The 21,576-nt window shown below is 50.3% G+C and carries 24 protein-coding genes, 1 tRNA gene and 1 pseudogene; 8 read left to right on the plus strand and 18 right to left on the minus strand.

Annotated features, from left to right (window positions below; genetic code table 11):
- Window positions 1–135 precede the first annotated feature (135 nt).
- The 4 genes and pseudogenes from H6G45_RS19620 to H6G45_RS15295 all read right to left on the minus strand — a co-directional run.
- Window positions 136–366, minus strand: a pseudogene (locus H6G45_RS19620) (IS1 family transposase); the annotation flags it as partial.
- Window positions 367–508: 142 nt separating this feature from the next.
- On the minus strand, window positions 509–946 hold the full coding sequence (gene panD / locus H6G45_RS15285) for an aspartate 1-decarboxylase (RefSeq protein ID WP_190599270.1): 438 nt from the start codon (window positions 944–946) through the stop codon (window positions 509–511).
- A 118-nt stretch (window positions 947–1,064) separates the two neighbouring features.
- Entirely contained in the window at window positions 1,065–2,039 is a 975-nt protein-coding gene (gene mdh, locus H6G45_RS15290) for a malate dehydrogenase (RefSeq protein WP_190599271.1), read from the minus strand.
- Window positions 2,040–2,076: 37 nt separating this feature from the next.
- Complete coding sequence (locus tag H6G45_RS15295) at window positions 2,077–2,295, minus strand: NAD(P)H-quinone oxidoreductase subunit O (protein WP_010873698.1); 219 nt, start codon at window positions 2,293–2,295, stop codon at window positions 2,077–2,079.
- A gap of 541 nt (window positions 2,296–2,836) precedes the next feature.
- Here H6G45_RS15295 and H6G45_RS15300 point away from each other — a divergent pair.
- The 3 genes from H6G45_RS15300 (at window position 2,837) to H6G45_RS15310 (ending at window position 4,049) form a co-directional block, all read left to right on the plus strand.
- Window positions 2,837–3,064 carry a DUF2811 domain-containing protein gene (locus H6G45_RS15300; RefSeq protein WP_190599272.1) on the plus strand — a complete coding sequence of 76 codons (228 nt, stop codon included), beginning with the start codon at window positions 2,837–2,839 and terminating at the stop codon, window positions 3,062–3,064.
- Complete coding sequence (gene pth / locus H6G45_RS15305) at window positions 3,061–3,645, plus strand: aminoacyl-tRNA hydrolase (RefSeq protein ID WP_190599273.1); 585 nt, start codon at window positions 3,061–3,063, stop codon at window positions 3,643–3,645. Before H6G45_RS15300 ends, pth begins: the two co-directional genes overlap by 4 nt.
- A 65-nt stretch (window positions 3,646–3,710) precedes the next feature.
- Window positions 3,711–4,049: a 30S ribosomal protein PSRP-3 gene (locus H6G45_RS15310; protein ID WP_190599274.1), complete on the plus strand. Its 339-nt coding sequence runs from the start codon at window positions 3,711–3,713 to the stop codon at window positions 4,047–4,049.
- A 211-nt stretch (window positions 4,050–4,260) separates the two neighbouring features.
- Here H6G45_RS15310 and H6G45_RS19625 read toward each other — a convergent pair whose 3' ends face one another.
- Window positions 4,261–4,398: a hypothetical protein gene (locus H6G45_RS19625; RefSeq protein WP_228017182.1), complete on the minus strand. Its 138-nt coding sequence runs from the start codon at window positions 4,396–4,398 to the stop codon at window positions 4,261–4,263.
- Here H6G45_RS19625 and H6G45_RS15315 point away from each other — a divergent pair.
- Together H6G45_RS15315 and H6G45_RS15320 are read left to right on the plus strand one after the other, a co-directional pair.
- Window positions 4,379–5,107: a Tic22 family protein gene (locus H6G45_RS15315; protein WP_242018193.1), complete on the plus strand. Its 729-nt coding sequence runs from the start codon at window positions 4,379–4,381 to the stop codon at window positions 5,105–5,107. The two genes, H6G45_RS19625 and H6G45_RS15315, sit on opposite strands and share 20 nt — an antisense overlap.
- A gap of 169 nt (window positions 5,108–5,276) precedes the next feature.
- Window positions 5,277–6,635 carry an ABC transporter substrate-binding protein gene (locus H6G45_RS15320; protein WP_338116538.1) on the plus strand — a complete coding sequence of 453 codons (1,359 nt, stop codon included), beginning with the start codon at window positions 5,277–5,279 and terminating at the stop codon, window positions 6,633–6,635.
- Between the two features lie 124 nt (window positions 6,636–6,759).
- Here the strand turns inward: H6G45_RS15320 and H6G45_RS15325 are convergent, their stop codons facing one another.
- The 6 genes from H6G45_RS15325 to H6G45_RS19630 all read right to left on the minus strand — a co-directional run bounded on the left by H6G45_RS15325 (window position 6,760) and on the right by H6G45_RS19630 (window position 11,475).
- Window positions 6,760–8,655: a cation:proton antiporter gene (locus tag H6G45_RS15325; RefSeq protein ID WP_190599276.1), complete on the minus strand. Its 1,896-nt coding sequence runs from the start codon at window positions 8,653–8,655 to the stop codon at window positions 6,760–6,762.
- A 221-nt stretch (window positions 8,656–8,876) separates the two neighbouring features.
- Window positions 8,877–8,947, minus strand: a tRNA-Cys gene (locus tag H6G45_RS15330).
- Window positions 8,948–8,982: 35 nt separating this feature from the next.
- On the minus strand, window positions 8,983–9,825 hold the full coding sequence (gene map, locus H6G45_RS15335) for a type I methionyl aminopeptidase (RefSeq protein ID WP_190599277.1): 843 nt from the start codon (window positions 9,823–9,825) through the stop codon (window positions 8,983–8,985).
- 19 nt (window positions 9,826–9,844) lie between these two features.
- Window positions 9,845–10,201 (minus strand): ferredoxin:thioredoxin reductase, encoded by a 357-nt coding sequence (locus H6G45_RS15340; RefSeq protein ID WP_010873706.1) that lies wholly within the window; start codon window positions 10,199–10,201, stop codon window positions 9,845–9,847.
- A 69-nt stretch (window positions 10,202–10,270) separates the two neighbouring features.
- Complete coding sequence (locus tag H6G45_RS15345; protein WP_190599278.1) at window positions 10,271–11,167, minus strand: alpha/beta hydrolase; 897 nt, start codon at window positions 11,165–11,167, stop codon at window positions 10,271–10,273.
- 56 nt (window positions 11,168–11,223) lie between these two features.
- The gene (locus H6G45_RS19630; protein ID WP_228023989.1) at window positions 11,224–11,475 is read right to left on the minus strand and encodes a hypothetical protein; all 252 of its coding nucleotides are present in this window, start codon (window positions 11,473–11,475) and stop codon (window positions 11,224–11,226) included.
- 223 nt (window positions 11,476–11,698) lie between these two features.
- Between H6G45_RS19630 and H6G45_RS15355 the strand changes: the two genes are divergently transcribed.
- Complete coding sequence (locus H6G45_RS15355) at window positions 11,699–12,676, plus strand: vitamin K epoxide reductase family protein (RefSeq protein WP_190599279.1); 978 nt, start codon at window positions 11,699–11,701, stop codon at window positions 12,674–12,676.
- Window positions 12,677–12,825: 149 nt separating this feature from the next.
- On the opposite strand, the gene H6G45_RS15360 is transcribed toward H6G45_RS15355, so the two are convergent.
- Both H6G45_RS15360 and H6G45_RS15365 read right to left on the minus strand, forming a co-directional pair.
- Entirely contained in the window at window positions 12,826–14,547 is a 1,722-nt protein-coding gene (locus tag H6G45_RS15360) for a diflavin flavoprotein (RefSeq protein WP_190599280.1), read from the minus strand.
- 246 nt (window positions 14,548–14,793) lie between these two features.
- The gene (locus H6G45_RS15365) at window positions 14,794–15,543 is read right to left on the minus strand and encodes a PHP domain-containing protein (RefSeq protein ID WP_190599281.1); all 750 of its coding nucleotides are present in this window, start codon (window positions 15,541–15,543) and stop codon (window positions 14,794–14,796) included.
- Between the two features lie 261 nt (window positions 15,544–15,804).
- Here H6G45_RS15365 and H6G45_RS15370 point away from each other — a divergent pair, with 261 nt between their 5' ends.
- Window positions 15,805–17,301 carry a DUF2779 domain-containing protein gene (locus H6G45_RS15370; protein WP_190599282.1) on the plus strand — a complete coding sequence of 499 codons (1,497 nt, stop codon included), beginning with the start codon at window positions 15,805–15,807 and terminating at the stop codon, window positions 17,299–17,301.
- A gap of 25 nt (window positions 17,302–17,326) precedes the next feature.
- Here H6G45_RS15370 and H6G45_RS15375 read toward each other — a convergent pair whose 3' ends face one another.
- The 5 genes from H6G45_RS15375 to H6G45_RS15395 form a co-directional block, all read right to left on the minus strand.
- A complete protein-coding gene (locus tag H6G45_RS15375) occupies window positions 17,327–17,995 on the minus strand; it encodes a hypothetical protein (protein ID WP_190599283.1) in 669 nt (222 codons plus the stop codon).
- Between the two features lie 94 nt (window positions 17,996–18,089).
- The gene (locus H6G45_RS15380) at window positions 18,090–18,425 is read right to left on the minus strand and encodes a translation initiation factor (RefSeq protein ID WP_190599284.1); all 336 of its coding nucleotides are present in this window, start codon (window positions 18,423–18,425) and stop codon (window positions 18,090–18,092) included.
- Window positions 18,426–18,869: 444 nt separating this feature from the next.
- On the minus strand, window positions 18,870–19,556 hold the full coding sequence (locus tag H6G45_RS15385; protein WP_242018195.1) for a phosphatase PAP2 family protein: 687 nt from the start codon (window positions 19,554–19,556) through the stop codon (window positions 18,870–18,872).
- A gap of 60 nt (window positions 19,557–19,616) precedes the next feature.
- Complete coding sequence (gene holA, locus H6G45_RS15390; protein WP_190599285.1) at window positions 19,617–20,618, minus strand: DNA polymerase III subunit delta; 1,002 nt, start codon at window positions 20,616–20,618, stop codon at window positions 19,617–19,619.
- A 223-nt stretch (window positions 20,619–20,841) separates the two neighbouring features.
- Window positions 20,842–21,036, minus strand: a complete 195-nt coding sequence (locus tag H6G45_RS15395) for a hypothetical protein (RefSeq protein ID WP_010873717.1) — start codon at window positions 21,034–21,036, stop codon at window positions 20,842–20,844.
- 204 nt (window positions 21,037–21,240) lie between these two features.
- On the opposite strand from H6G45_RS15395, the gene H6G45_RS15400 reads away from it, so the two are divergent.
- Window positions 21,241–21,573, plus strand: a complete 333-nt coding sequence (locus tag H6G45_RS15400; protein WP_190599286.1) for a DUF6883 domain-containing protein — start codon at window positions 21,241–21,243, stop codon at window positions 21,571–21,573.
- Window positions 21,574–21,576 lie beyond the last annotated feature (3 nt).

Raw genomic sequence — 21,576 nt, forward strand, 5'->3', positions numbered from 1 at the left:
GCTTCCAAGGCTACTTTGGCCTTGAATTGGGGGCTATATCGTTTTTTTGTTTGGCTCATAAACTTTCCTCTATTTCGGTTTTAGTTTAGAGCTTTCTCCCCTGTCCAGTTTTTTGGGGCCACCTCAGTTGTAATATTTCCCTAGAACTCTGGCGGTGGCTCTGATTCCGAGTCCTTCCCCTCTTGCCTTGAGCGCCATCTCTACTTTTGACCCTGGTGTTCTCAATCGGGCCATGGGGGTTCCGCTACGCTCGTTGAATCGACGACCACATTCATTGCACAAATAATTTTGCACTATCTGTCCCGTCTTCAGCTTTTTTCTTCCATTTTTCACCACCCGTTCATTTTCACAATACACACAGTTCATTTTTTCAACCTTATACTGCGTAACCATTCTAGCTTTCACTCCCTAAACAGACAGTGCCCACCGGCATTATTTGGGCAACTGAGGGGGGAAAGCATCGATTTCTTCCAGATCAATGGGGTTGGTTCGACAAATTCACTCGAATTTACTTGGGTACTGGTGCCGAACAATTGGTGTTGATAAATTGCACCCCCTGTTCTTGGGGAATTAGTTCTTGTAAATAAAAATCCACCGTTTCATTGCTTTCATTGGCCACCAACACCTTGGCTTGGTGCCCAGTCCGCAACACCTGATTACGCTCACATAGTTCGTAGGCAAAAATAATTAGGCGATCGCCTGGTTGACAGAGCAAGGCGGCTCCGCCATTGGGGCAAATTTCCTTGGAATGGGCTTGGCCGGGCAGGACATAGGTGGAAAAGCGATTGCCGTTGCTGAGATTGATAATATCTACCTCCTCCAGGGGCAACAACCCCACCCGCTCCAACATCACTGGGTCAATGGTGATACTGCCCACATAATTGACATTGGCCTCCGTCACACAGACCCGATGTAATTTTGCGTGCATTAAACGAATGCTCCCCATTAAGCCCTAACCTCGGTGAAAAAACGCCCTGCATTGATTTAGTTAACAGTCAGTGATTAACTCTATCAATTTAATTAACTTAATTAACCTATTGACCGTCTTGACTAACTGTCAGAAATTAACTGTCCTTGACCATAGCCAACGCCACATCAATATTACGGCGAACTGCTTCAGCGGAAAGATGGAGGGCATCTTTTTCCTCGGGGGTTAATTGCACCTCTAGAATATCTTCCACCCCTCGACAGCCCAAACGACAGGGTACCCCCAGGAAAATGTCCTTCAATCCATACATGCCATCAAGGTAAGTGGCGGCGGGAAGAATCCTGGACTGATTCCGCAAAATCGACTCCACCATCACCCCAGCGGAAGAAGCCGGGGCGTAATAGGCGGTGCCCGTTTGTAGCAAGGCGGCAATTTCAGCCCCACCGTTACGGGTGCGCTCCACTAACTCCGCAATGGTTTGGGAAGGCATTAACTCCGTGATGGGAACCCCACTGACGGTGCAGTAGCGAGGCAAGGGCAACATCAAATCTCCATGGCCCCCGAGCACTAGGGTGTTGATATCGGAGGGACAAGCCCCTAGTTTCATGGCAATGAAGGCTTTGAGCCGGGCCGAGTCCAACACCCCGGCCATGCCGATCACCCGTTGGGGAGGCAAACCCGTTACTTTCCAGGCCAAATAGGTCATCACGTCCAGGGGATTGGTGACCACAATCAGAATGGCGGTGGGGGAATAACGCAATGCTTCCCGGGCGGCCTGGGCCACAATGTTGGCGTTTTTACCCAACAAATCATCCCGGCTCATACCAGGCTTGCGGGGCAAACCGGCGGTGATCACCACCACATCGGAGCCAGCGGTAGCCTCGTACTCGTTGGTGCCAACGATTTTACTGTCGTATTCTTCCACGCTCTGGGCGGACATCAAATCTAAGGCAATGCCCTGGGGTAAACCTGGCACAATGTCCAACAAAACTACGTTAGCGACGTTCTGTTGCACTAACCTCTGGGCCAGGGTCCGGCCGACATTACCGGCACCAACCACCGTCACCTGCAAGGACTGACAGGCGATCGGGGAATACTCCAAACTATTCATGGCACCCTCCGGGGTGTTGATGGTGGAGGAAAGCAACCTAGGCCAAGGCTTCGATTTGGTCTAAGCGCAGCCAGACGTTGGGAGTGGGGACATAAAATCGCACCAGGGCGTATTCTTCGTTCAAATCCAACACTTCTCCTTTGCTATGGAAAAGGTAGTCGGGTAAACGGCGATCGCTGGCTTGGGCTTCAAGGCTGTTTTCCAATTGGGCGCGGATAACCCGCACTAAACTGCCCTTTTTCATTTTAGCGGCCATGGTTTTGCCCTCGTTGGGAGACTGGGAAATTAATTCTAAATTGTTACATAACCCTAAAATTTTGTAATTCTTATTTTTGGCTAGTTTCTCCCCAGACCATTCCCCAGGTTTTCCCCAGCCATTCCCCTGGTTACCGGATTTTATCCCCAGGAGGTTAAGATTTTTGGGCTGTTTCTTAACCCTGACTGGGCCGTGGGCACCCCAGGGGTGGGGGAATTTTTTCTGGTTTTGACACTAGGGATAGTAGGAGGATTTTTTTGGCGATCGCCTCCTGGGGAATCCCGCAAAAAATTAGAGAGAGTTGTTAAAAACTGTTTTATTGTTAAGTTCAGTTAAGCAAAAATAACTGAAAAGCCTATAATTTCGTTGGCAAAAATAAGAAATGTCTCCTGGGGCAAAATTTTCCGCCATTGACAGCCAGGGGAATTCCCCGATAAAACTATTGGGCACACAGCAGAAAAACTTTGGGTGTGGGGCCGTAATCTTCAGCCGGCCCAGTTATTCCCCAAAGCAGTTCCGCCCTTTGAAAGAGAGAAGAACCATGGATACCTCCGTTAGTGTTTTTGCCGAAATTCCCGAAGATCTGCACGAGTCCCTGACCACCTATCTAGATAAACATCCCCATTGGGACCTGGACCGGGTGTTTTCCGCTGCCCTTTCCCTGTTCCTGTTGCAAAATGAGGGGGGCTACGGCACTAAGCCCATGTCCACTAGTTACAAGGCCTGTGCGCGGGTTTATCTGGAAACCTTATTGCAAACCGCCGAATGATTCCCAAGTTAATTGTGGGTTTGGGTAACCCTGAGCCGAAATATGATCAAACCCGCCACAACATCGGTTTTGCCGTAGTGGATGCGTTGGCGATCGCCTGGCAGTGTTCTTGGTATGACCATAAGCGTTTCCAGGGTTGGTTTGGGGAGGGGCTAATGGCCGGGCAAAAAACCTGTTTGCTCAAACCCCGCACCTATATGAATCGTTCTGGCCAGGCTGTGCGGGCAGTGGTGGACTGGTACAAGCTAGAGCCGCAGTCGGTGTTGGTGGTCTATGACGATATGGATTTACCCCTGGGCCGACTACGCCTGAGGCAAACAGGGTCCGCCGGGGGCCACAACGGCATGAAATCCCTGATTAGTCATTTGGGCACCCAGGACTTTCCTCGCCTGCGTTTAGGCATTGGTAAAAGTGATGGCACCAAAGACACCATCGCCCATGTGTTGGGTAAATTTACCCCCTCAGAATTGCCCATTGTGGAGAAAAGCTTAGACTTGGCCACGGAGGCGATCGCCCATAGTCTGCACCATGGCATTGCCAAAACCATGAGTTTATTTAATAACCGCAACGTTGCCCCCTAACGGGTGGGGTCAATGGGGTACAATGATAAATTGGCAAATTATTACATTTCTTGGGAATTTCGCTTGTGACTACAGCTGAAGCAGCATCTACTATACACACCAGTTTCATCCTCAAAGTCCTCTGGCTCGATCAAAACGTGGCGATCGCCGTGGATCAAATTGTGGGCAAAGGCACTAGTCCTCTCACTTCCTACTTCTTCTGGCCCCGGGCTGATGCTTGGCAACAACTCAAAGACGAACTCGAAGCCAAACATTGGATCGCCGAAGCGGACCGCATTAACGTGCTCAACCAAGCCACTGAGGTGATTAACTTCTGGCAAGACTTGAAAAATCAAAACAAACAAATCTCCATGGCCGAAGCCCAGGGCAAATTCCCCGAAGTGGTATTCAGCGGCAGTAACTAAATTCCCCCAGGGTGAGGAAGAGAAAATATTTCCATATTCCAACTTCCAATGGTCGTGGTAGGGAAATTTTTGCCTTGGGGACAGTCAAAAAACAGCACTGTTCCCCCCCTGGCCGCCTCAAAAAATCGATATGCTACCGTAAGGTCGAGGGGAACTTCCCCATGGCCAGACTGTCATAGCCTCTGGTTTAGGAGGGCTGACCATGCCTTGGCTACAAACCTTCTCGGCGATCGCCATTTTCCGTGGCCCGCAGACATTTAAATAACAAGATTTTCGTGAAGATTAAATCAATATTTTTATTGTCATTACTTTTTGAGGCGACAGCAACAATGAAATCCTTACTCCGCATCGGTGCAACCCTTGGTCTGATTGGCACCACCGCCGTTGGTACCTGGTTGGGCACCACCCTCCAGGCCCTGGCCTTGCCCACCGAAGAAGTGGTCAAAATTCTGCAAGGGGTACCGGTTTTTACCATTGTGGATGCCCAGGGAGCTCCCTTGGTAGCAGTGGGTGATGACAACGAAAAAGTCACCGGAGTTTTCATTAGTCAACAGGAAGCCAACGGCTTTTTACAGGAACTAAAAAAACAAAAACCCGACGTTGGTTCTCAGGTCAGTGTCCAGCCCGTTTCCCTGGGGGAAGTGGTGAAAATTGCCCAGGCCAACGCCAACCAGCCAGAACCCTTGGGATTTGCCTATGTGCCCATCCCAGCCCAGGTACAGGCAGCTCAGAAAATGCCTAATTCTGAATACCAAGGGGGAGTCCCTCTATTCGTAGCCAGAGGGGGAGAAGACCAGGGTTATCTCACTATCCAACAGGAAGACGAGCAAATTATTCCTTTCTTCCTCGAAGCTAGTCAGATTCAGCAGATGGTGGAACGGTTTAAGCAAGAGCAACCGGCCATGGCCAACAGCATTGTCATCGATGTCATTGCCATGGAGAACGTTATTTCTACTCTACAAAGTAGTAATGATGAAATGCTCAAACAAATCCGCATTGTGCCCACCCAGGAAGCAGTTCAATTTATTCGTTCCCTTTCTGCCCAACAGCCCCAGTAAGACCTGGGGTTTAGGACTAGGGAATTGGCAAGAAACTGCTGGTTCCGTCGGATGGGGGGTAAAGGAAAGGACAGAGGCTAATCTTAGTTGCCCATCCCCCCCTATCAGTGCATTGATGGAGTTTCCAGACTAGGTTGCCGAAGAGACCATGGCTAACTATATTTAACCCATTAATAACCTTGTGGGAGATTTTTTCAGGATGCGTCTACTTTGGCCCCAGTCCCATCGTCGGTTAACGGCGATCGCCTTGAATCTAGCCCTTGCTGGCACCACCGCCGGATTAATGTTTGCCTGTGCTGAGCCCGAGCCGGCCCCTGGGGATGGAGCTAACCAACCTAGTCCCGGTGGAGAAGGGGGAGCGCTGAAATTGGGGGCCCTACTACCGGCCACGGGGGATTTGTCTTCCATTGGCCAGAATATGCCCCTGGCAGTGCAGTTAGCAGTGGATACCATCAACGCCTGTGGCGGTGTCAATGGCCAGGACGTAACAGTCATTATCGAAGATGACCAAACCGATCCCACCGCAGGGGTTTCCGCCATGACTAAATTGGCCGAAGCAGACCAAGTGGCCGGGGTGGTGGGTTCCTTTGCCAGCAGTGTTTCCAGTGCGGCCGTGCCCATTGCGGTGAGAAATAACATTATGATGATTTCTCCAGGTAGCACTAGTCCTGTTTTTACTGACCAGGCTAAGAAGGGGGAATTTAAGGGTTTTTGGGCCCGCACTGCTCCCCCCGATACCTACCAAGCCCAGGCCCTAGCCGCCCTAGCCAAAAAGCAAGGTTTTGCCGATGTGGCCACCGTTGTTATCAATAATGACTACGGTGTGGGATTTGAGCGGGTATTTGTGGAGTCTTTTGCCGCCGATGGTGGCACAGTGACCAATAAAGATAGACCCGTGCGCTATGACCCCAAAGCGGCAACTTTAGATACAGAAGCAGGCCAAGCCTTTGCCAACAGTCCCGATGCGGTGGCCGCTGTGCTTTATGCTGACACCGGCAGTGTGTTGGTGCAATCCGCCTACCGTCAGGGCTTGATGGATGGAGTGACCCTACTATTAACCGATGGGGTTTATTCCCCCGATTTTGTGGAAAAAGTTGGCAAGGATGCCAATGGCGTTTCCCTTTTATCTGGAGCCTTGGGCACAGTGCCCGGTGCCGATGGTAAAGCTCTGGATGCCTTCACTGCCCAATGGAAGGATGCCACCGGTGGGAAAGATGTAACGGCCTTCGTACCCCACACCTACGATGCCACTATTCTGATGATGCTGGCTGCGGAAGCCGCTAAATCCAATACGGGGGCAGGGATCCAGAGTAAGATCAGGGAAGTGTCCAACGGCCCCGGGGAAGAGGTCACCGATGCCTGTGAGGCGATCGCCATGGTGCGGGAAGGCAAGGAAATTAACTACCAGGGGGCCAGCGGCAATGTGGACATCGACGAAAACGGCGACGTGGTCGGTAGTTACGATGTCTGGACGGTGAAGGGGGATGGCACCCTAGAGGTAATTGATAAAGTTACCCCTGGTTCCTAGAGCTTCTCAGGAAACTGTTTCAGTCAACTGTTGAGGATTGATTACAAAAAAATGTCCCCCATTGGTTAATCCAGGGGGCTTTTCTTTTAGGGTAGCTTCGCGTTGTTCAACTTCGGTTTTGTCTTTAGTAGATGGGCACTTCTTCCACTTCTGCTAGGGGTTCTGGGGTCAACACATCCGGCGATCGACTCCCGGAAAGTTGTTTGAGCAGTTGGGAGCGGGGATCGTGGAGCAGATAAAAAACTTCGTCCCCAATTTGGGCATTTTCAGTGGTCTTAGCTAGTTGCAAATTACCTTGCCGTTTTAGCATTAAAGGTAGCAATTCTCCAGAGCGGATTAGGGCCTGGGTGTGGGCCTGTTGTAGAGCTAAGCCGGCCTCCTTAAAGAGGGTCTTACCCAGTTTAATTTGCCCGTCTTTGAGGTACTGATTCCAGGTTTTGAAAGTTTTTTGCTCCATGAAAATTCTTACCCCTTTATTTTTCAGTAGGGGATTATTTTCCGGTAAATTATCCGGGGCAATCACACACACCCGGGGGGGATTAAACTCGTTGATGGTGTTTTGGGCCAGCACTAAATTCACTTCCCCGTTATTGGTCAGGGCCATAAATGCCCCCATTTCCTCGATACCCGCTTTTTCCAAGGCATGGGAGTCCAACGCACTGGTTTGAATGGCCGTTAAGCCTTCGGCGATCGCCGTGGCACAGGCTTCCGGGTCACTATCAATCAAGACCACCGATTCCCCTTGGGCTTCAAATAAACGGGCCACCAATCGCCCCAAGGGTGTGCAACCGATAATTACTGCGCCGGTGGTATGGGTGTCGGTGATGCGCAGCAGTTTAGCCAAAGGCTTGGCCGTTAACCCCTGGATAAACACCGTCATCATAATGGTGAGAAACACAATTGATTTGATTGCATCGCCACCGTTAATGCCCCGTTCGGTTAACAGGAGGGAAAAGAGGGAAGCAACGGAAGCAGAAACAATACCCCTGGGGGCAATCCAAGCTACAAAAAGTTTTTGTCGCCAGTTGAAAGTGCTCGTCCAAGTACAAATGGCAACGCTAAAGGGACGAATTACCAACATCAACACCGCCACGGTGATCACACTGCCCCAGCCCAAAGCCCCAAAACTACTCAGGGACAATTCCGCCGCCAGTAAAATAAATAGCACTGACACACAGAGCAGGGTTAATTTACCTTTAAATCGTCGCAAAAGTCGGTTATCCGGCAGAGCAGAAGAGTTGAGATAAATGCCCATGGCAACGGTGGCCATTAAGCCCGATTCACTGAGGGAAGCCTGGGCCGCACCAAATACCCCCCAAACTCCCGCTAGTACCACCAAGTTACTGACATCTTCCGAGAGAAAGGTGGCCCGTTTGAGGAAATTACTCAATAACCAACCTCCCCCCACCCCGATCGCCAGGCCGACCCCAAGGCGCAATATCAGGCCCATGGCAATTTCGATAATGTCGGTTTCGACGCTGACGTTGGTGTTAAAAATAGTTTCCAGTACCACCACCGCCAGGATGGCTCCCACTGGATCAATGAGTACCCCTTCCCCTTCCAGCAGGGTAGCCACGGATCTCTGCACTTGCACCTGCTTGATCAGGGGGCCCACCACCGTTGGCCCGGTTACCACCACTAAGGAACCGTATAAAAAGGCTAGATACCAGGGAAATTCTGCCAACCAATGGGCCGCTAAACCGCCCCCGATCAGGGTAATGAGGGTACCGATGGTAACCAAATTACGCAGACTACCGGAAACCTGCCCTAATTCCCGCAGACCTAGATTTAATCCCCCTTCAAATAAAATAATCGCCACTGAAAGGGAGACAATCACCTCCAAACCGTCACCGAAGTTGGCCGGTTGAATCCAATGCAGACCACTGTTACCCAGGCTGACTCCAAAAATGAGCAAAAAGACAATGCTCGGCAGCTTGAGGAATCCCGCCAGCACTTGGGCCCCAATGCCAAACAGGACAGTGAGGATAATCTGGAGGGTAAGGGAAAATGATCCTTCCATAAGGCTCAAGGGAATTGGTTCTGCCCGTAGGTTAACGGTAAATCATTGGCAGGGCTGTGGCCCTTTAAGCTAAAAGGCCGACTCCCCTCCAAGGTAAGGTAATCGGCTACCAACTTGAGGGCTGGTCTCGGGAGAATTGTTTACCAACCTAAAACTTATCGCCAATTCACTCAAATCTTGGGACTTTATACAATTTGTCGGTCAAACAATCAAAAAATTAAAGGCGGCACCCAGATTCGAACTGGGGGTAAAGATTTTGCAGACCTCTGCCTTACCACTTGGCTATGCCGCCATGTTCCGGCCAATCATTATAACAGAGTTGGCAACCTAGACCAAACGGCGATCGGTTAACAATTCATAGCCCGTGGCTGTTACCAATACCGTGTGTTCAAACTGGGCCGAAAGACCATTGTCCACCGTCACCACCGTCCATCGATCGCCGAGGGTGCGGGTAAAACGGGAACCGGCATTAATAATCGGCTCGATCGCCAGGGTCATGCCCGGTTTAAGTTTGACGTTGGGTAAATCCCGGCAACGGACGTTAAATACATGGGGGTCTTCGTGGAGGGCCTGCCCCACCCCATGGCCGGTAAATTCCTCCACAATGCTGTAACCAGTGGGCTTGACATAATCCTCAATCGCCCCGGCAATGTCCATCAAATAATTCCCAGGTTTTACCTGTTCAATGCCTGCATATAGGGCCCCTTCCGCCACTTCCATTAAGCGCTGGGCCTGGGGGGAAACTTTGCCCACCGCAATGGTAATGCAGGAATCGCCGTGGTAGCCCTGGAAATAGGCACCGGTGTCCACCTTCAGCAAATCACCGGCACGAATTTTTTTACGGCGGCGGGGAATGCCATGGACCACTTCATTGTTCACACAGGCACAAATGGAGGCGGGAAAGCCGTGATAACCCTTAAAACTAGGAGTAGCCCCCAGGGACCGAATCCGCTCCTCTGCCAACTGGTCTAAATCCGCGGTGGTCATGCCCGGTTGCACCGTTGTGGCAATCTCCTTCAACACCTGGGCGGCGATCGCCCCGGCTTGGCGCATTATGGCAATCTCGGCGGGAGTTTTAATCTGTACGCCTCGGCGGGAAGTTTTCTTGGCCTTGGGAGTGGGGGACGGTACTGGGGAGGGGGGCGCAAATAACTGGCTAAGTAAGTTCATAAGTATAGATCCCAATAATCTAGGCCATGCTGGCCTTGACTTCCTCCAAAGTTTCCATGGGAATATCCTGGGCATCCCCAGCAAAGTCATTGTCCGGGGTTAAGAACAGCATGCAGTGACATTCTTTGCGTTCCCGCATGGGCACACAGGGGCAATTCCAAAAGGTATTTTTCACTTCCGCTTCCTTGTCTTCGTAGTGGCGACAGGGGCAGAGGGGAGAACCCAATTCTTCCTTATGGCGAGCTAAACCCTCGATAACAACGGCGGTGACGGAAAGATCACTACAGAAATAGGTATCCGTACGTTTAGCGTACTGCTCCGCAAAATTTTTCATTGCGGCCAGTGTTTTGTTGTTCTGGGTGTCACTGCTGGTCATAGATTCTCAAGGGAATTAGATGGTCGGCACAAACGCCAATTTTGCCGTCGGTGTATTTATCTTGACACACTATTGGAGCAGGGCCAAAAACCCACGGAGCACCCCAATTGTTACCCCAGGTAATTCTAAATGGGGCGTTAAACCCACGTCTTTAATTTCGACAAAAGCTTTAACGGCATTGGGGTTCAAAGCCGCCAAACGACGCCCGATCGCCGGGGGGGTAAATTGGGCGTATTCTCCCCAAAGAATGGCTGTGGCAATGGTTAAATCCGGCATAAATTGGGCCAGGTCAAAGCACAAATCTCCCCGCACAAAGGACAGGGCCGCATATTCTGCCCGCGGTTGGGTGGCCGATTCCAAATAGGCATCGATAATTTCTGGGTAAATGCGCCGGGCCTGGGCAAATTGTCGTTGCTCTAAAAAATTAACAATGCCCGCAGTGTTGGCAATGCCGGTGGTGTAGATAAAGCGATCAAGTACGGGGACACTGACCAGTTGGGCAAAAAAGTTACTGCGATAATCTTCGCCAAAGTCCGATAGCCCTGTGGGGGTAGCCAGAATTAAACTGGCAAATAACTCCGGATATTGCACCGCTGTCCGCACGGCGATCGCCGCCACCAAGGAAGAAGCAATCACCACCGGGGGCTGGGCACAGGTTTGTTGCAAAAATTCTTGAATGACTTGGATGTAATCCTGGGGAGTATAGTTTTTCACCGGATGGTCGGAGCGACCCCAACCCAGCAAATCCGGAGCTAGCACTCGGTAGTCAGCGGCGAAGGCCGGATAAACCTTGGACCATTCGTAGGCGGAAGAACCACCCCCAAAGCCATGGAGAAAAACCAATGTTTGGCGATCGCCAAAGGACTCCCCCGCTTTCACCCAGGGTGCCTCCGTTGCTTCATAATAAACAATGGTTCCCAGGGAAGTGACTAGGGAGTTGCGGGTAAAGCCAAGGGGTTCAATCATGCTGTCTCCTGATGGTTAGGGCATTGACCAAAGCGGCTGGTCTTCTCCAGTATGGTTTAGTTTTTCGGCCCATGGCTGGGTTTTTCCTCTGGGTACGGGGCACGGTTTTGCTTTTTGCTACCCAGTAACCGTTGCCCCCAACGGGGGTACAAACTTAAGTAAATAAGCAAATTTCCCCACAATAACGCCCCCAGCAGCAGATAGGTTTTTAACCAAAAATTCCCCTGAAAATCCTCCATAATACCCACACTGGCCAAACTAAAAGCCAGGGTCAGGGCCACCAAAAGTAGCCGCTTGGAAATTTTCACTTGACGTCTTCGAGATGGTTGCTTACCCACAGATTTTGCCCTTAATGGAAATTAGCTGCCGATGAACTCGAACCGGGGGTTGCCCCTAGAATGGGTAAAAGTGGCCAGGGAAGCCATGGCGTTTATTGTTTGTAACCATGCCCCACCGGGGGACTGGGGTAGCCAGCTTATGCCGTGACGGGTTTTTGCTAACCTGGTTGTAAATCAATTGCCCTTTTAATTTATGGTTCGTCGTCGTTCGGTTCCTTGGATTCATCGCTATTCCCGTTTCATTATGGGGGCGATCGCCGTGCTGGGGATCTTGATCACCTCCTACCTGGCCTATGTTTCCTTCAGCGGAGGAGAAGCCCTTTGCCCCGTTGACCCGGAAAGTGGTAGTTCCAGTTGCGACCTAGTGTTGCAGAGTGTCTACGCCAAAGTGTTTGGCATTCCCCTGAGCGTTTTTGGCCTGGGGGCCTACATTGCCATGGCCATCGCGGCCCTGGTGCCTTTTTTAGTGAGCGAGGAGAGCAACAAAAAACAGCGCAACTCCTTAGAAGACCTCACCGGCAAATTCCTCTTGGTGGGGGGCACTTCCATGGCAGTGTTCAGTGGCTACTTAATGTACATTTCCTTTTTCCGGCTCCAGGAGGCTTGCTGGTACTGCCTAACTTCTGCTATTTGTTCTTTACTGTTGTTCATTTTGGCGATCGTTGGTCGGGAGTGGGAAGAAGTGAGTCAAGTATTTTTTACCACCATTGTGGTGGCCATGGTAACCATTGTCGGCACCTTGGGGCTTTATGCCACCGCTGAAGGACCCAGGGCCGGAGCCGATGGCACCATTCCCATTCCCGCCATTGTTGGTCAACCCAAACCCCCCAGTGGTTGGCCCATTTCCACCCAATCGGGCCCAGCGGAAATTGAATTGGCGGAATACCTCACCGCCCAAGGGGTGCTTAACTATGGAGCCTTCTGGTGTCCCCATTGCTACGACCAAAAACTGCTTTTTGGGAAAGAAGCATTTGAAAAAATCACCTACATTGAGTGCGACCCGGCCGGCAAAAATCCCCAGACCCAAGTCTGTGTGGATGCGAGCATTCAATCCTTCCCCACTTGGGGCATTGATGGAGAACTCAACCCCGGGGTCAAAACCCTCCGGGAACTGGCAGAGCTCACTGGCTATGAAGGCAATATGGATTTTAAATATGGTCTGAGAAATTAGATCTACCACAGGGTTAATCTGGGGACTGAGCTAAAGTGCCCCATGTTTTTCCAGTGGACAACGCCATAATTTCTTAAAGAAACTCCCCTCAAGTCGGAGATGGCCTGGGGGGACTTTTCTTGATAGCGTTGTAGTTTAATTGCAATCGATTAGTAGTAGTTACCCACTTTGCGGTGGTGTACGGCGGTTAACCCTTCCGCTTTGGCCACTCGACCATTGGTCACTTGGCTGTAAACAATCCAATGGTCACTACATTCCATGCGACTGGCCACTTCACATTCCAGGTAGGCCAAGGCATCGGTCAAAATCGGAGAGCCATTGGCGGCGGTTTGGGTTTTGACACCAGCAAAACGATCTGCCCCAGGGGGAAAGCGCTTGAGGAAGTGTTTCATCAAGGATTGATAATTACCTTCTTCCAAAATATTCAACACAAAGCGATCGCCAACCTGCATGAGGGATTCAATAGCCCGGTCCTTGGCCACAGCGACGGTGAAACCAGGGGGACTAAAGCTGGCTTGGGAAACCCAGGACGCCAGCATGGCCCCTTTGACTTCCCCTTTTTGGGCGGTGATGATATAAAGCCCGCCGCTGATGCGGCCGATCGCCTTTTCCAGGTCGCTGTCGAGGGATTTGAGTTGTTTAATTTTGGCCGCCTGGATCAAATTTTGGCCCAAATCCGTACCGGACTCATCACACAGTTGATAGGTGCTTTCCCTGGGGGTGTCTTTGACTTTGATCACAGTGAAAGCTTCCCGCAAACCCAGGTCTAAAAATTTGGTGCGGAGGGGATCAATGGGTTCATCATCTCCACCATAGGATTCGTATAGGCCAAAAACCTGCTTCGGTTGCATGGCGGCCAACACCGCGCCGAAATTGGTGCTGAGGTCACCACTGGCTTGCAAGGGGGGCATTCCCAGCACTACCCCACTGGCATGGCCGACCAATTCTTGAATTTCCTGGGGATCGGCGGTGCTAAGGTCCACCATATCCACCCCCACTCCAGTTTTGGTAATGCCCTTGGCAATGGCCTGGGAAAGGCGATCGCCGTAGCCGTAATCGGCCACATAGAAAACCACCACGGTTTTTTCCGCTTTGCTTTGGGATTCACTCCAATGGTGGTAGCGATGTAATAATTCAGCGACGTTATAACGCAGTAGGGGGCCGTGGCCGTTGGCAACGGTGCTAATGGTGCCCAGGTTATCCATGCGCTTCATGGCTGCCAGCACAGAACGGGCGTTGGGGCCCATCAAACAGTCGTAGTAAAACTGGTAATCCGGCTCAATTTTGCCCAAATCAGTGTCGAAAACCGCATCGGAGCAGTAGTGCATGCCAAACACGTCGCAGGTGAAGAGAATTTCCGTGGCGGGATCATAGGTGAGCATGGTGTCCGGCCAGTGGAGATTGGGGGCGCTGACAAATTCCAAATTATGGCCCTGGCCCAAATCCAGGCGATCGCCACTTTTAACTTGGATACGTTCAAAGGGTTGATGGACAAAGTTATCCAGAAATTGCAGAGCCACTTTGGTGGCTACCACGGTAATTTGGGGATTGAGTTGCAGAATATCTTTTACTAGTCCGCTGTGGTCTGGCTCCGTGTGGCTGACAATTAAATAATCAATTTCCTTGGGATCAATTAATCCCTGTAGCAAATCCAGGTATAAGCGGCGGAACTTCTCGTGGGAGCTATCCACCAGGGCAACCCGATCAGCTTGGATGAGATAGGAATTGTAGGTGGTGCCGTTTTGCAGGCCAAATTCAATATCGAATCGGTCCCGGTCCCAGTCCAAGGAACGGATAGCAATAACATTTTTGGCGATCGCCTCGGTTTGGGTGGAAAGCCGTTTTTGGGTAGCTAGGGGGGTAGTGACCATGCCGTACTCCTAGGACTGGTAATGGAAAACTCTCTGTTCAGTGTATCCCAGGGGCCAGGGCGGGGGAAAGTTAACAAACATTGATATTTTTAAATCAAACCATCACAACTTTCACCATTGTGGTTGCATGACAAATACTCTTCCAATTCCCCAATAACCTTTGAAAGTTAGCCCGTCCCCAAGTCTACTTTGGGGTTAATGGGGGTATCCCACGCTTTAGGTGTCCCCGTGGGGGATGGAATGATGTTACAGACGGTACATAATGCTTTCCCCATGGCTATCGGTGCCACAGGTGCGGAACAGGTTATACAAATCCCCCAGGTAACTGACTTCTTCCATTTGGGGGACAGAACTCTGCCAAGGTTTGGGGTTGCCGTAGGCATAAAAAGCTTCCACTCCGTCAATGCCATGGCGGGCCGCCGCTGGGATCAGTTGACTGGCGGGTTGACGGTACCGGGCCGGATGGGCCAACACCGCTAAACCGCCGGCATCATGGATAGCCTTGATTACCTTAGACCCTTGGGCATAATATTTATCCGGGCGATCGCCAGTCAGGTAGGGGTCTAACACCGGTTGGGTCGGGTCGAAATCGTAGCCAAGGATGTGGACTTCGGTGCCGTCTAAATTGGCGGTAATCTCAATGCCAGTCCAAAGTTGGGGTCTGGGGCCTGGATAATGGCAATGTTCAGTGAGCCAGCGTTGGGCCCGGTAATAGCCCGCCACACAATGGTGGTCTGTGATGGCCAAGCCCCGTAATTCTTGGTGTATGGCCTGTTCGATCAAGCCCTCTGGGGTCATCTGACCGTCGGAACATCGGGTGTGGAGATGAAAGTTATAAAACCGTGGACAACTGGTGGGGGTCAAGGACTGCCAAACAGTTGTAAGTTGGCGCTCCATCTGTTGAGACTGCGGAGAAATAAGGTCGTTAACCATGAATAAATGCCATCCTGACAACGGGCTGGTGCTGGATATAAATACATCCCACCCTTTTCCCACAATAACAAAACTTTACATAATTGGCTTTTACTCCTCGTCCCGTCCCCCAAGTAAAAAGTTCCTCAACCAGAACTCTCCCAATTCTTCTTTTTAAAGGCAGGCCAAAAAAATCACAGAGCCCAGGCTAGGTTACATTAGGTTGAGACTGGAAATTATTTTCTTCCAAAGCTCACTGGGGAATGGTTTAAGCATAACATCGGTAGAGTGAACCCCGTCCATTTTTCTCTCTGCTCAGAACCTCCGTTTTAAGGTTGGGTTTCTATGGAGTCGGCCACCATGTCTTTTCCCATCAGCAAGACCTACTTTTTGGCAGGGTTGCACTGTCCGAAACGTCTGTGGTTGTCTATCTGCCGTCCAGAAGATGCTTCCCCCATGTCCTTGGCCGCCGAACAAAGAATTAAACAAGGTAAGGCGATTGGGGTGGCGGCGCGGGAATCTTTTAAAAATGGCATATTGGTGGATGGAAGTCTGAAGTACTGCCTAGAAAAAAGTTGGGAATTGACAGTAGTGGTGGCAGGGCAAGGGGTGGAGTGTTTATTTGAGCCCGCTTTTTTGTATGACGATATTTTGGTGCGCTGTGATGTGTTGCGACGCTTACCGTCGGGCAACTGGGAAATTATTGAGGTAAAATCCGCCACTAAGCTCAAGGACGAACACATCGCCGATTTAACCTTGCAACATTACGTGTTGGAGGGGTTGGGGTTAACGGTGGAGAAAACTAGCCTCATGGTGGTGAATCCCATGGCGCGTAATTGGAGTGTAGTGCAGGAACGGTTTTGCTATCAAGATGTGACGGCGGCGGTGGTACGTTGGCGCCAGCAGTTGCCCCAAAAATTGGCAGAATTCCGCAAATTGTTGACGGAACCGACCGCTCCCCAGGTCCCCATTGGCAGCCATTGTGACCGCCCTTACCGTTGTCCGTTTAAAGATCATTGTTGGCAGAATGTGCCCCCGATTTCAATTTTCGACATCCCCCTGTTGAAGCAAGATAAATTGCAAAGGTTGATGGCGTCTAATATCTGGGACTTGGAGGACATTCCGGCGGACTTTCCTTTGACCCAAAGGCAAAGAGCATTTATTGACCGGATGACGGAAGCAAAACCCCAAATAGACCACGATTTACTAAGGCGATTGTTGGGCCAGATCCCCCTTGATCAACCGTTGTATTTTTTTGATGTGGAAACCCACAGCAGTGCCATTCCCCGTTTTGCCGGTCTGCATCCCTACGAACGTTGCATTTTTCAGTACAGCTGTCACCGTCTCAATGTGGACGGTTCCCTGGAGCACTTTGAATATTTGCATACGGAAAATTCCGATCCCCGCCTCCCCCTGCTGATTTCCCTGATACATCACATTGGCGATCGGGGTTCAGTGGTGGTTTATAACCAATCCTTTGAAAAGGGCGTATTACAACAATTGGCGGCGGCCTACCCCAACTATGGGGCCAAAATTAATCAGATTATCGATCGCCTGTGGGATTTACAGGTGGTTTTTAAAAAAGCTTATTTCCATCCAGATTTCCAGGGTTCCTATTCCCTCAAAAAAGTTCTGCCGGTCATGGTGCCCCAGCTTTGCCACGACAACTTGGCCATCAAGTCTGGCAATGAAGCTCCTCTGGTATGGGAGGCCCTCCTGGAATGTTCTGCCCCCGACAGAAGGGCGGAAATGGCCCAGCAACTGCGGGAGTATTGTGGCCTCGACACCCTGGGAATGGTGAGAATTTATCAGGTTTTACAACAGGAGTTGAGGGTGGATTAGGAGGGATCAAAACGTCATAGATGGTCTAGTCGCTCTCCCCATCTTCTTTGCCCTGACTTTGGTGGTGGTCATCAAACAAGATCAGGGTTTCCGCCGCCTGCCGGGGAGAATCAGTGGTTTTCCTCGATGGGACTGGGATTATGGGGAGTATATTTTCCCCTTGTCCGGTCGGTAAACGTTCCTGGTGATAGGTTTCCTTGGCTTGGGCCTCCATCAACTCAGGCGATCGCCGTCGAGGAATTTTTAATTGAGAGGCTGGAGGAATTTGTAATTGAGGAACCGGTAGAACCAAGGCCGCTGGAGAAACATCTTCCTCAGTCGTACCGGCAATATTTTTCACAAAAAAGTTAATTGTTTCTTCCTTTAACCAACCCTTGAGCACCGCCACCGAACCGAAGCGTACCCCCAACCGTTGTTGTTCGCGCAAAATACGCTCAATCTGGTCTTCATCCAGCAAATGGGCCATTTTCAGGTAGTAACCAATGGGGCCCTGCACCGGTTGCCCCACCATTGCAGGCCAGAGATCAACGAAAAAATCCGCCGTTTCCTGGGAAATCCAGCCATGGTGAGAAAGAATTTCCCCCAGCAACATCTCAAACTGCTTTTGTTCATACAAAGCCACCTCCAATTGCCCAGAGGTAATTAGTTTTGCTTCCTGGAGAATAATACCGATGGGCTTTTTGTTACTGACCATGGCGGATGGGGGAAGAGCGCATTTCAGAATCGGACAAAATAGACTCTGAATGAAAGAAAAAAGACTTAATTAGGCGTAATTGAGCTTTGATAATCTAACCACCACTAATTTTAGCTTTGTAGCCCTGCTTTAACAAATAAGCGAGAATTTTCTCCCGTTGATCGCCCTGGATTTCCAAACAATCTTCCTTCAAGGTGCCCCCACTACCACAAAAATTTTTCAGAGCCTTGAGTAGGGCTTGTCGCCCCGGGGTGGACAATTGCAAACCATTCACTACTGTCACTGTTTTTCCTTTTCGGCCAGAGCGAGTTGCTTGGATCCGGACATTTTGTTGTTGGGGAGGAAGATCAATTTCCTCGTCCGAGATGGGATCTGCCACCGGGCCAAATTCTTGGTAAACAATACGAGCTGGGGGTTTGGAGCTGGCCATAGGACTGGGAAAAAATACTGGGTAGCGCCAACGTTAACGAGCAGGAAGCAATTGGGAAATTAGCGTTCGATCGCCTGGGTAAAATAGTACACTCACTACCAGAGTACCAGATTCAAAGCTGTCATTGGGAGAGTTTGTTTGTAAAGTTTTGATCTATTGCTTCAATTTCCGCATTAAAGTTCCAGTCAGACTGGGGGACAGGGGGTTTTATCAATATCCTTTCCAAGTCATGGCTATCTTGAAAGCTTCGCCTGCTCGCAGAACACTGGCCCATGTCTAAAGAGGTTGGGGAGGTTGGGATAGTTAACCCGAGTTCTTCCCACGGAAAATGCGCTCCCAACCATTACCGTTGTGCAACACTAGTAGCTCCAGAAATTTAGCCCAGTTTAAACTTAGTTTTCCTGACAACTTGCCGCAACATTTCGATAAAACCGATGGAGCATTTTAGTTTTGACGAGATTGTAAATAAACATCGGGCTTTTCTCGCTTGAGCAAAAACAGACTGAGGGTTAACCAGATAAAGCCTACTCCGTAACCAGCGATGATATCCGTTGCCCAATGAACCCGACAATACATACTGGCAATGCCAATGAAACCTACCCAAAGGGTTGCACCAAGATAAATGTGCCAACGGTATTGGGGAAAGTGGGCTACCAACAAAAAGGCCAGGTAGAAATAAAACACCACCCCCCCCGCCGCATGGCCACTGGGGAAACTGCGTCCATCCACATCCACTAAACGGGGTAAAGGGCGAGTCCGGTTAAAAAAGGGCTTCAACACTTGGTCAATGAGCAAAAGGATGCCCAGGGTGGCAAAGACTAGATATTTAATCTCCGACCAGTAGCGTTTCCAAACTAAAAAACCTAGGGTGATGGCAATCATGGTGGCGGTTAGTTCCACCCCCGTACCTTTGTAAACCTTGATCCAAAAAGGGGCCATGGCTTCGGGAATTACCTTATGCAAAAAATCCAAAAAGGCAATGTCAAAGGCAATTTCCTTTAGATCGTTCACTTCCCTAAAATTGTGGCCCAGGGCAATCAACAATCCGACGATCGCCAAGCAGACAAAGAAAGGAACCCGACCGACAATGGTTAACCAGGGAGGCAAAGGAGTATGGGCCGACGACTTCATTGGGCAAGGTTTAAGAAATGACAATTTCTCAGCATAGGGCCATTTGTCGACCGACGGAGATCAACGGCGACGGTGTATGGGCTGGAACAATGATGATAGTTCCATCACCTTAGTTTGTAAGCTCGAACAGGGGTCCGCCCCCCGCTTTAGTTGATACTCCAATTCCAGCAACAGGGGCAGGGTTTTGAGTAATTGTCCGCCGGTAATACCCCGCAGTTCCTTGCGTAAAAAATACAAACGTTTAGGATTGCTGAGATCGGCCTGGGCGGCGATCGCCTTATCATCTTTTTCCCCTGCTTCCAAAGCGAGCTTGATTAATGTCCAAGTGCGGAACTGGCCGGTGAGGGTAGCCAAAATCTTTAAAGCCGGTTCGTTATGGGTGAGCAATAAATCCGCCACCAATTGTAATGCCTGGGCCGTTTCCCCATCCCGGATCGCCTGGGCCAATTGCAAACTATTTTGGGTGCTGGTATTGACCAACTGTTCCACCTGGGACACCGTTAAAGGGCCAGGTTGGCTCTCGCTATAGAGTTTGAGTTTGCCCAACTCATTCCAAATCAACCTAGTGTCATTACCCAACGCTTCCGCCAAAAAACCTTCCGTTTCCGCCGCCAAGGGCAGTTGCAGATCCCGGGCGATCGCCTGGATTTGATGGATGAGAGCGTCCACATTCCAGGGGGAAATGAGGGCAAATTCCCGGATAGTGGCATTACCTTCCAAATATTTAGTCGATTTCAGGCGGCGATCGAGCTTCTTGCCGGAAGTGAACAGCAGATGGCAGTCGGCGGGGATGGCGGGCAAACTTTTTTGCAGCCTAGCCAGTAGAGCATCTTCACAACTCTGTCCCAAGGTGGAATCCACCACCCACACTAGGCGATCGCCATGGCCGAAGGGAGGAGTCAGGGCTTGTTCTAGTCCTCTTTGGGTGGCATCAGCCTGTTCCCCGGGAATTTTCTCAAAATTAAACGCTTCCCATTGGGGGTCTAAACAACGTTTTTGCAGTTGTTTAACCGCTTGGTGCAGGGTAAATTGGTCTTCGCCCCAATAAAAATAAACGGGCATGGCAATGCTGGGGGAATGGAAAGTAGGTTATTTTCCCTCATTGGACACTAATCGGGGTGTGGAACTAACTCTAGAAGTAGGCTAAAAACCTACCTATTTAATTTCAATGCCTCCCACTTGCCCAAGGCCGCGGTTAGATTTGGTAAGTCTTGCCGGAGCTTTAGTGAAGGGATTTAGGCGGTAGATCCAGACTTTAATCACCTGATCACCTGTGCAAAATTTTTTAGCGACCCTTGAGGGCTTTTTGAAAATTTTTGCGGTAGGAAGGATTGACCAGGAGTAAACCAGGCCAAAGCAAAGCCAGGGAGATGCGGGTTGCCAAGCTACGGTTAAAGTTAGTGTGGCGATAGCCAGAAAGAAAACGCCAGACTCCACCGACGTAGACTACCAACAAAACAAACGAAACTAGATATCCCATAGTGCTTGAGGCGCCGAGAGTAGAAACAATGCCCAAGGGCAAATGCCGTCCTCATTCTAGCAAATTAACCACCAGGAACCGTCAGCCGACAAGGCGATCGCCACTCTTGCTGTCAGAGGAGATGGTAGTTGCTGAGAGTAACTTCAAGAGGTATGAGCCAATTTTGAGATAATCTCGAGGTTGCTTTTCAGCCCTGTCATTTCTATGCTCCTCCCAAATGCCCAAAAAGCCGTGGTTGACATTCGTAAACTCCGTGACTATTGCCTCAATCTAGAGCATGAAGATGGAAAACACAAAGCACGGCTTTTTTTATCAAATTTTGGGATAACCGATGATGATGCCGAAGAATTACGTCAGATTCTACTGGCAGTAGTTCAAAGTAATGAAGTCAAACTGGGAAGAAAAGACGCATTTGGTCAGCGCTACACTTTGGATTTTGACATCGAATGGCAGAATAGAAGTGGAACCCTTCGTAGTGCCTGGATTATCGAGCACGGCTCAGAAGTGCCAAGATTGACGACTTGTTATCCGCTATAGTTC

The sequence above is a fragment of the Synechocystis sp. FACHB-383 genome (genome assembly GCF_014698605.1).
GTDB lineage: Bacteria > Cyanobacteriota > Cyanobacteriia > Cyanobacteriales > Microcystaceae > Synechocystis > Synechocystis salina.